Genomic DNA, 7665 nt, shown 5'->3' with positions numbered 1-7665 from the left:
TCACGATCCCGCAGGCTGGCCACATGCCGCAGATGGAAGCGGCAGCAATCGTCAACAACGCGATCATAAAAACCATCGCGCAGGCCGGCACTTAACTGAGCCACTTAACCCTATCTGAAACCTACAACGCTGAGAGCAATATCATGAAAGACTACGCGAATAAGGTTGTCATCATTACGGGAGCGGGATCTGGCATGGGACGAGCCATGGTCGGGGAATTCGTCTCTCGAGGTGCGCGGGTTGCTGCGATGGACATCAATTTGGAGCGCGCGAAAGAAACGGTCGACAGGCTGAGCGACCCATCGATGGCATTTGCGCTTCACGTGGACGTCAGCGACCAAGACAGCGCCAAGCGAGGCGTAGACGCGGTTATCGCTCGTTGGGGGCGCGTCGATCTTCTTTGCAATAATGCCGGTATTCTTGATGGCCATGCAACGGCTCACGAAGTCAGTCTCGCCGAGTGGAACAGGGTCTTGGCAGTCAATCTGACTGGACCGTTTCTGATGGCCCGCGCAGTCATTCCGCAGATGCTGACGCAAGGGAAGGGAGCAATTATCAACACCTCTTCAACGTCAGGGTTCAGCGCGGCCGGAGGTGGTTCTGCCTATACCGCCTCCAAGCATGGCGTAATCGGTCTCACTCGTCAGCTGACGTTTGAATATGGAGCGCGGGGAATCCGAGTTAATTCCATTTGCCCGGGGGCAACCGCAACACCTCTGGCATTGCCGGAGCATAATACCGCATCGCCCGACATGGACCTCGCGATCAGCAAAGTGCCTGCAAGACGCTGGTGCCAGCCGGAGGAGATCGCAAAGCTTGCTGCGTTTCTGGGAAGCGACGATGCAGACTATGTTCACGGAAGCGATTATGTCATGGACGGAGGGTGGCTGACCGCTGCGCGTGATCCATTTTGATCTGATGGGAATGAAGCGAATGGAAAAGGGTGTCGTGGTGCAAGAGTTCGGGGGCAGACCGAGATCTTTCTCTGCTATTGTAAAAAGTGGTCGTCGCTCCGGACTAGAAATTCGATGACCCTCCCAACGTCATTATGCGAGGCTCGGAACCGCTTCAAGCGGCATTTGGACAGTTGTGACTGGTCAGAACTGACGGCCGGACGCAAGAGAATCCTCGAGGTTTTCTTGAGGCTTGCAAGCATCGAAGGTTATTCGGCTGTCACGATGAGAACTCTCGCGAAGGAGGCAAGCGTCAAGGCGGCAAGCATCTATTTCCATTTTCCCGGCGGTCGCAGTGAAATTGTCGCTCAGTCGCTCCGTTGGCATTACTCGAACTGGGGATATAGTATCCTGGAGGCCATCGATAAGTTCTCCGAACCCGAGCAGTTTTGGGATGCATTGGTGTCGGCTGTAGCACGGTGCCAGATAAGCATCCCGGCGAGTGACCTTTGGGATCTCTTGGTGCGGATGGATCGGGCTGGCGGGTTTTTGGAAACGGAATTCCGACGGGAGATCGATCATTGGCTTGATCTTTGTGCCGACCTTTTCCAGGCGAGCGCTGAAGCAATCGGCTACGCGGTCGATCGCGGCAGGGTCAACATGATCATGTCAATGCTCGATGCCGGGAGCAGTTGGAGCGAATGGAATGGTGATGCCGCGGACCTGGATGCGATAGCCGAACAGGCCATCATCGTTTCGCGCGCAATCCTGTCGGCGCCTATGGGCAGCTTGAGACGCACGACCATGCCGGACGAAATGGCAATCAAGCATAGCCGCTAAGAGCGGCTATACTCAGCTTCTCAATTCACAAGCACCAACAGCGTCAACCTCAACCGTCACCCCGAAGGGGAACGTGCGACCCTCGCACGCCAGAGACCTCGCAGCTGAATGCATTCGCCCGGTCGCCTGTCGCCGACGTGCATCGACCGCATGTTTTATTTCAGCTGACGCCAATCGCCACTGTCGCCCTTCCAGCCAATCACGCGGCCCGCCAGCCGCTCGAGTGTGTTCCTAAAAGTCGTTACGAGCCCTGCCCACTCGGCCGCGGCGATCCCATCGACCGCCGGTTCCGGTCCCATGAACATGCCGTCTACGCCACCGAACGAGACGCATTGTTCGATACATCTGCGTTCGAGGTCGCCATCATGAAAAATGGATGGTTTCTCAAGCAACGCCGACAGGGCGGCGATAAGACCGGTCGCGCCCCAGTTGGACACGTTTGACACGATCAGATGATCAGCAGCGGTCGCAGCCGCAACTCCTCCGCGTCCCGGATGGCCGCTATCCTTTGCCTTAGGAGAAAAGCTCTTAAGTTCCTCGCCAATGACGCCCATACCGAGTTCATTGCCGCCATCGCCGATCGCGAGAAACGGTATTTTTTCGGCTTTTGCGCGCAAGAAGAACTGATCAAGATCGGCGACCATGCCGTCCAGAGGACGGCCGCCGAGACCGTGGTACAAGCCGCGATCGTTCCGGCCAGGCCGTTCGATGGCGATGACGAGCGACGGTCTGGTGATGTCGAGAAGCGCATCGGTGATCGTCTGGCAGCCCGTTGCGTTCTTTGGTACGGCGCGGATGTAGACCGGACGGACGAAGTCGACCGGTTTGATGATGCCGTCATCGGGAAAGGGAAGGGGAGCCAAACCTGCGCCCCGGCAGGTCCCGGTGGTCATCTCGACCCAATCGTTGTCGGTCAGGATAATCGTTTCGACGCCGAGGCCCAGAAAAACGGCGCGTGCCAATAGGGCTGCGCCAACAGGGCCGTCGGTTTCGGGTACGCCCGCGCCTTCAGGAAACCCGGTCGCGATGATCACGGGACCGCGATGCTCGCGAACGCGATCACAAATGATCTTCGCACCCGCCATGCAGGCAGGCCCCGGTTGGCGTGCCTGGAGCGCCTGGTAGATCTTGCCGATCAGACCGACACCGGTCAGGTCAAGTGTCATGAAGTCTTCGATGGTTTGGGCGATATTCCTGCCCTTTGCACTTTCCAAATCAAGCATGATGGTCCCTCAATCCTGAGCGCCGATGATGTTTGCAGATTTGCCCGCATCCACATTGCCTCCGCTCAGGAGGACGGCGACGCTCCTGCCGGCACGTTGACCTGACCTGCCAGGATGGCAGCTAGAGTCAGAGATTGAAGCGTGCCGCGCACTTAATGTGAAATCATATTATTGCATCGGTTGGGATAACGGAAACGAATGACTGCTCATCACGTCGCGTGACATCGCGCGTGAGCATAGCTGTCAGCAGTCGCTTCAGCGATCCGTGCAAGCTCGCCGAGGATCTCTCCACCGACGCCGAGCGGGTAAAATGCATAGAAGCTTAACGGCGGCAGGACGATGTCGGTCGAAAGCTTCTTGAGGCCGCTGTTCTGCGTGTCGGTACGCAAGGAGCCTTCCGCTACGAGTGCGATGCCGACACCGTCGAGCGCCATCTTTTCAATCGTGGAGATCGACGAGTTGGTGAAAATCCGCGGCGGCCGTTCTGTATTTCGAAGCAGCACGTCGCGGAGATATTCATAGGGATAAGTGTTTCGAGGATAGGTCAATATTGGAAAGCCGGAAGCGTTTGCGTAGGTGAGCGTTTCGCCCTCAAGAAGCCCTGGTCTCGAATAGAAATGCAGCGGGAAGTCGTTGAGCTTTCGCTGCGTGAAACCATCCACGATAGAAGGCCCAAGTGCGAGAGCCATATCGATTTCGCCTTCTTGTAAAGCCCGCAACATAGGTGGCGTCACGTCGACGGTGATGTCGAAGTCGATGTTCGGAAACTCGCGCGACGATTGTTCGAGAAAGGTAGCGAGCCATGTCTGAACAATTGTTTCCGAAACGCCAAGCCGAACGCGACGTTGGGTTTTCTTGTTGAGCGCGAGATCCTTCTCCATCGCAGAAACCTGCCGCAGCACCACTTCGGCATGACCGTAGAGGACCCGTCCGACGCTTGTCAGCGTGATCGGCTTACTCGTTCTATTGATGAGCGGCTCACCAACCAGATTTTCCAGCGCGCTTATCCGTTGCGAGACGCCCGGCTGCGTGGTGTTCAGTTTTTCCGCGGCCCGTGAGAAGCTGTGGAGGTGGCCCGCCCAATAGAAAACTTCCAGACTGCGTAGGCTAAACATGATCCCGCCCCATCAGAAATAGCATGTTATCGTTGACATCCGTGCAGGATCTGATTGACTGAACCCAGATGACACCAACTGCTCGGAAATTTCCCCAAATATGTAAACGTTAACATCGCGCCCGTCAAAGGTGTTGGGGCTTTGGCTTTCGCAGAAAACTTTCGCCCATACAGATATCGAACATCCGAAGGAGTATGCAATGAGTTTGGCCGTTGGAGTGATTGGCGCCGGTGTCATGGGCTCGGAGCATGCCCGTATTCTGAGGGAAGCGACACCTGGAGCGCATCTTTCCGGCGTCTGCGACGCTGACGAGGCACGCGCCCGCAAGGCGGCGGGTGACGTCTGGGTGACGGCCGACGCTCTTGAACTCATCCGCTCCGACCGGACAGATGCTGTTGTCATCGCCGCGCCGGACGTCACCCATGCCAATCTTGTCCTGGCGTGCATCGAACAAGGCAAGCCGGTGCTTTGCGAAAAGCCGCTGGCAACAACGGCCGCAGAAGCCCGCAGCGTCGTCGAAGCGGAGATCAAGGCTTCGCGCCGGCTGGTTCAAGTGGGCTACATGCGCCGCTTCGATCCGGCTTATGCCGAGATGAAGCGGCTAAAGGACGAAGGCGCAATCGGTTCACCCGTCATCCTGCACAATGTGCACCGCAATCCGGTTGTGCCCACCTGGTTTACCGGCCCGATGTCGGTGACAAATGCTTTCGTCCACGAAATCGACGCGAGCCGCTGGTTGCTCGGCTCTGAGATGGTCTCTGCTCATGTGCGTTCGCTCGGCGCAGGCGATCCGCTGCTGATCACGATGGAGACCGACCGGGGCGAACTCATCTCGACCGAGGTATTCATGAACTGCGGATATGGCTACCACGTTCATGCGGAACTGGTCGGCCAGAAGGGGACGCTGCAGACGATCACTCCGCGCCTGGTAACGGAAAATCTCTCCGGTTTCTCGAGAAGCACATATCCCGACAATTGGATCCCGCGTTTTCGAAACGCCTATATTGCTCAGCTCGATCAATGGGTCAAGAGCATACGCATGCAGCTTCCGGGCGAGGGGGCGAGTGCCTGGGACGGTTATTTGACGACGAAGATAGCCGATGAAATCGTTGCCGCCATGGCGAGCGGCATTGACGCAAAACTGGTCCCGGAAGCGGCTCCGGCGCTCTATCGCTGACCCCATGCTAATAAGAAGAGGTGCGAGAATGTTGATGCCGGTAAGATATGCCGTGGTCGGGGCCGGGTGGATCTCCCAGGAGGCATTCCTGCCGGCGGTCCCGCAAACGGGCAATTCTCGTGTTACCGCGATCGTCTCGGGCAATCGGGAAGGCGCCGCCCAACTTGCGGCGTTTTTCAGCATTGACCATGTATGCGACTATCGAGACTTCGACGCGCTGCTCCGGCAGGATGTCGTCGATGCCGTTTACGTCGCGGTTCCCAACCCGATGCACCATGACTTTGCAGTGCGCGCCGCCAACGCTGGCAAGCATGTGATGGTCGAAAAACCGATCGCCATTTCTGCGAAAGAGGCGATTGCTATGATTGACGCGGCCGCGCGAAACGACGTGTTTTTGATGACCAGTTACAGGCTTCACAACGAACCGGCGACGTTGGCAGCCCTAGATGCTCTACGCGCGGGAAAGATCGGCGAGCCGATCTCCTTTTCTGCGTCGTTCGGTTTCCAGTCGCAAACCGGCAATCATCGTCTGAAGAAAGAGTTCTGGGGCGGGCCGCTTCAGGATATCGGCATCTATTGCATCAATGCCGCCAGGCACATCTTCGAGGCGGAGCCTGTCGAGGTGTTTGCGATGGCGGCAAGACCGCAAAACGACCCGCGGTTCACGGAGATCAATGCGAGCATAGCCGTCACATTGCGCTTCCCGCAAAACCGGCTGGCACAATTCTTCTGCAGCTTCGGGGTTTTTGATGTCGACACGTATCGGGTCGCTGGAACCGAGGGCGAATTGATCATGGAGAACGGCTTCCGCTTCGACATGCCTTCGCGGCTCATAGTGAAGACGAAACGCAACATTGATCACATATCCTATGACATTCACGACCAGTTCGCCGGACAGATCCAATATTTCTCGCAATGCATCCTCACCGGAACACGGCCGGAACCGGACGGCGAGGAGGGATTGGCAGATCTTAAGGTTCTCATTGCAATCGAGCAATCGCTGCGCACCGGCGCGCCACAGCCCGTTTCCAACCCTCCAAGACCCGGACATCCTGCCCTCTCCATGGTGAGGCGGCTGCCGACGACAACAAGACGACTTCTCCTCTGATTGATGGACTGACCGGTGCGAAACCGGTTTCCGATCGTTGACGCGCTCCGTTCTAGCTGGTCAAATAGACGGGCGGTGCGCTAATGCGCGTCTCCGTTGCATTTTCACATGTTGAACGAGCAATTTAGAGATGAAGAAGCCCCCCACTGTACGGGATGTTGCGCGCCTTTCGGGCGTGTCGACAGCAACCGTTTCGCGGTATTTTAGCGGCAAGGCCAGCGCAATAGCCCCTGACACGCTGGAAAGCGTTCGCAACGCTGCGGAAGCACTCGGCTATACGCCCTCGGAAATCGGGCGATCTTTGCGGCTTTCGAGGAGCCGTGTGGTGGTGATGCTGGTTCCGGATGCGACGAACCATTTTACTGCAGACGTCGCGGCGTCCGTCGAAAAGGCGCTTAAAGAATACGGGCTGTCGATGGTGTTGGCGAATGCCGCGGAAGATCCGAAGCAACAGGACCGGCTGTTGACGGACGCTCTCGGTTTGCGGGCAAGGGCCATCATCCTCCAGGGCGCGATCGATACGCCGCAACTGCGCGAGATGGCCGGACGACAGAATAATCTTATCTTCGTCAACCGTCGCCCGGCTGAGGGGGTGTCGGCGCCCTATGTAGGCATCGACAACTATGCGGCCGGTCACGACGTCGGTCGCTATTTTCGGGACCGAGAATACGAAAATTGCGTCGCGATCTCCGGCCCCCGAGAATTTTCGGGAAGCAGCGAGCGTCTTCAGGGATTCCTCGACGGGCTCGGACGTAAGACGACCGTGCAACATTTCGAAACGGCCTTTACGATGGAGGGCGGCTACGAGGTTGGTAGGGAGTTGTTCTCTAAAGAGCGGACCCGCTTCTCCGTATTCTGCGGAAACGATATGATCGCCTATGGCGTGCACCGTGCGGCCGTTGAGCGTCAGATGCGCTTCCCTAATGACCTGGTGCTCTTTGGTTTTGACGACAATAGGTTGAACGAGTGGCTCGCGCCGTGGCTTTCCACCGTTAAGGTTCCTGCCTTCGATTATGGACCGGCGATTGCAAGCCTCGTGTGCGAGCCGGGCGACCCCGCCGAGGGAGCGGCAAATATCATCCTGCCCTTCGAACTGAAGTTGCGCGACTCCGCCTAGATTCCGATAGCAATGTGCGGCTGTTTTTGTGCCTTAGCGGCTCGTGATCTCTGCTGTTGGCTGTAGGGGCTTTTGGTTTTGCCGGCCTGGCTGTTGACGCCGCGTGATTTCCCCGATCACATTTCCAATGTAATCGTTGACATTGAGTTTTTCTCGTGTTGTATACGTTAACATTACAGTTTCTTGACGGGG

7 protein-coding genes are annotated in these 7665 nt (G+C 57.3%); 5 read left to right on the top strand and 2 right to left on the bottom strand.

Annotated features, from left to right (window positions below; translation table 11 throughout):
- Positions 1 to 143 precede the first annotated feature (143 nt).
- Positions 144 to 914, top strand: coding sequence for an SDR family NAD(P)-dependent oxidoreductase (locus BS629_RS21740; RefSeq protein WP_077988497.1), 771 nt, complete (start codon positions 144 to 146; stop codon positions 912 to 914).
- A 114-nt stretch (positions 915 to 1028) separates the two neighbouring features.
- Positions 1029 to 1733, top strand: coding sequence for a TetR/AcrR family transcriptional regulator (locus tag BS629_RS21735; protein WP_077988496.1), 705 nt, complete (start codon positions 1029 to 1031; stop codon positions 1731 to 1733).
- Between the two features lie 155 nt (positions 1734 to 1888).
- Here the strand turns inward: BS629_RS21735 and BS629_RS21730 are convergent, their stop codons facing one another.
- Positions 1889 to 2956, bottom strand: coding sequence for a DUF4392 domain-containing protein (locus tag BS629_RS21730; protein WP_077988495.1), 1068 nt, complete (start codon positions 2954 to 2956; stop codon positions 1889 to 1891).
- Positions 2957 to 3165: 209 nt separating this feature from the next.
- Positions 3166 to 4071 carry a LysR family transcriptional regulator gene (locus BS629_RS21725; RefSeq protein ID WP_077988494.1) on the bottom strand — a complete coding sequence of 302 codons (906 nt, stop codon included), beginning with the start codon at positions 4069 to 4071 and terminating at the stop codon, positions 3166 to 3168.
- 199 nt (positions 4072 to 4270) lie between these two features.
- Here BS629_RS21725 and BS629_RS21720 point away from each other — a divergent pair, with 199 nt between their 5' ends.
- The 3 genes from BS629_RS21720 to BS629_RS21710 all read left to right on the top strand — a co-directional run bounded on the left by BS629_RS21720 (position 4271) and on the right by BS629_RS21710 (position 7473).
- Positions 4271 to 5248: a Gfo/Idh/MocA family protein gene (locus BS629_RS21720; protein WP_077988493.1), complete on the top strand. Its 978-nt coding sequence runs from the start codon at positions 4271 to 4273 to the stop codon at positions 5246 to 5248.
- 28 nt (positions 5249 to 5276) lie between these two features.
- A complete protein-coding gene (locus BS629_RS21715) occupies positions 5277 to 6356 on the top strand; it encodes a Gfo/Idh/MocA family protein (RefSeq protein ID WP_077988492.1) in 1080 nt (359 codons plus the stop codon).
- A 130-nt stretch (positions 6357 to 6486) separates the two neighbouring features.
- Positions 6487 to 7473 carry a LacI family DNA-binding transcriptional regulator gene (locus BS629_RS21710; RefSeq protein ID WP_077988491.1) on the top strand — a complete coding sequence of 329 codons (987 nt, stop codon included), beginning with the start codon at positions 6487 to 6489 and terminating at the stop codon, positions 7471 to 7473.
- Positions 7474 to 7665 lie beyond the last annotated feature (192 nt).

The sequence above is a fragment of the Rhizobium leguminosarum bv. viciae USDA 2370 genome, from assembly GCF_002008365.1.
Classification (GTDB): Bacteria; Pseudomonadota; Alphaproteobacteria; order Rhizobiales; family Rhizobiaceae; genus Rhizobium; species Rhizobium leguminosarum.
This window is presented reverse-complemented; position numbering and strand designations above follow the sequence as displayed.

What these genes read in the sequence shown, in the direction of transcription:
- BS629_RS21740 (WP_077988497.1), top strand. Translation starts at nt 144, where the DNA reads ATGAAAGACTACGCGAATAAGGTTGTCATCATTACGGGAGCGGGATCT.
- BS629_RS21735 (WP_077988496.1), top strand. Translation starts at nt 1,029, where the DNA reads ATGACCCTCCCAACGTCATTATGCGAGGCTCGGAACCGCTTCAAGCGG.
- BS629_RS21730 (WP_077988495.1), bottom strand. Translation starts at nt 2,956, where the DNA reads ATGCTTGATTTGGAAAGTGCAAAGGGCAGGAATATCGCCCAAACCATC.
- BS629_RS21725 (WP_077988494.1), bottom strand. Translation starts at nt 4,071, where the DNA reads ATGTTTAGCCTACGCAGTCTGGAAGTTTTCTATTGGGCGGGCCACCTC.
- BS629_RS21720 (WP_077988493.1), top strand. Translation starts at nt 4,271, where the DNA reads ATGAGTTTGGCCGTTGGAGTGATTGGCGCCGGTGTCATGGGCTCGGAG.
- BS629_RS21715 (WP_077988492.1), top strand. Translation starts at nt 5,277, where the DNA reads ATGTTGATGCCGGTAAGATATGCCGTGGTCGGGGCCGGGTGGATCTCC.
- BS629_RS21710 (WP_077988491.1), top strand. Translation starts at nt 6,487, where the DNA reads ATGAAGAAGCCCCCCACTGTACGGGATGTTGCGCGCCTTTCGGGCGTG.